Annotated in this window: 1 protein-coding gene; it reads left to right on the plus strand. The window is 31.7% G+C overall.

Features of this window, described 5'->3' with window-relative positions:
• A partial coding sequence (locus tag AC4FQX_RS15020; RefSeq protein WP_491168534.1) for a leucine-rich repeat domain-containing protein occupies nucleotides 1-1,790 on the plus strand: 1,790 nt, incomplete at both ends.

Here is a 1,790-nt window from a genome sequence, read left to right on the forward strand (position 1 = left end):
ATGTTTCCAAGAATATAAATCTAACAAGTTTGGGTTGTTCTAATAATCAGTTAACGAATTTGGATGTTTCCAAGAATGTAAACTTAACCAGTTTGTCTTGTAGTCCAAATCCGTTAACAAGTTTAGATGTTTCTAAAAATGTAAATTTAACATATTTGAGTTGTGAATCAAGTCAATTAACGAATTTGGATGTTTCCAAGAATATAAATTTAACAAGTTTGAATTGTAATTCAAGTCAATTAACGAATTTGGATGTCTCTAAGAATGTAAATTTAACATATTTGAATTGTTACTCTAATTCATTAACGTCATTAGATGTTTCTAAAAATGTAAATTTAACCAGTTTGGGTTGTGGTTCAAATCAATTAACGAGTTTAGATATTTCTAAGAATGTAAAATTAACAGATTTGAATTGTGATTCTAATCAGTTAACAGGTTTAGGTGTTTCTAAAAATATAAATTTAACAAATTTGAGTTGTAGTTATAATCAATTAACAAGTTTAGATGTTTCAAAGAATGTAAGTTTAAGGTTTTTGTCTTGTTATAAAAATCAGTTAACAGGTTTAGATCTTTCTAAGAATGTGAAATTAATTAATTTAGAATGTTCTTATAATTATTTTACATTTTTGGATTTGTCTAATATGAAAAATCCATCTTCCTTCCTTACGTTTTATTATGCCCCTCAAAAGCGTATTGAAGGAGGGATTATAGATGCTGGAAAGGAAATAGATTTAAGTAGTGAATATTCGATTAAAGGTAATACAACAGTATATAGTTGGTATACCGAATCGGGAGTGCCAATAGAGTTGAAACAGACGGTTAAAGGGAAGTTTGTTGCCGGAACAACCTATGACGGAACAACCCTTATTTGTAAAATGACGAATGCTAGTTGTCCCGGTTCACGTTATTGGGATAGAGGGGGGTCAAATTCCTCAAATTATTTTGACCTTGTTATAGAATATCGTATAACGATAAAAGATAACAGAAAAGAGGAATTAGAAGACCATTTGGTAATACAAACACCAACAGAGTATCTTTATGAAGTAGCAGTAGGCAAGGAATTCCAGGTTCAGGCAATGGTTTCAAAAAATCAGGAACAGGTAAAAATAGGCTTGTTTGATAATAACGGTGTTTTCTATACTAATATTATACTTTCCGGAAAAGGGAAGGATTATAGTTGTAAGATACCGGAGAATATCTCAAAAGGAAAGTATATTATCCAGCCGTATATAGAAAAAAACGGAAAGAAAGAAGTTGTTGTGCGTCCACTGGGATCCCATTTGATCGATAAGTTACCCATTACTGTTTTGGGAGCAGAAGGAGTTAATTTGAAAGCTGCAACCGTATTAAAACATTTGCAGCTGAAAACAGCAAAGGATAATCTTTTTCAGGTAGAAATGGAACAGTCTTTTCAGGTATATCTACCTTCTTCAGATAATACTACCCGTATTGGATTATTTGGGTTAAATGGTGTTTTTATAACTGATATAACCATTGCTAAAAATAAGTATACCTATAAGTGCGAAGTACCTTTTGAAATCAACGAAGGAAATTTTATTATTATGCCATATACTGTAGAAGATGGAGCTATAACAATAGTAGAGCGAGAAGCGGGATCTTATTTAATTGATCGTTTACCATTATCCGTAACAGAAGGAGATATATGGGGGTATAAGTTAGCTTCAGAAGAAGAAAAAGCTACAGGAGCCACAACACTTACAATCTATCCGAATCCGGTAATGGATATTATCTATATCAGTGCACCGGACAAAATTGAAAAAGTAGAGATT

Source organism: Flavobacterium sp. AK-301 (assembly GCF_058310215.1).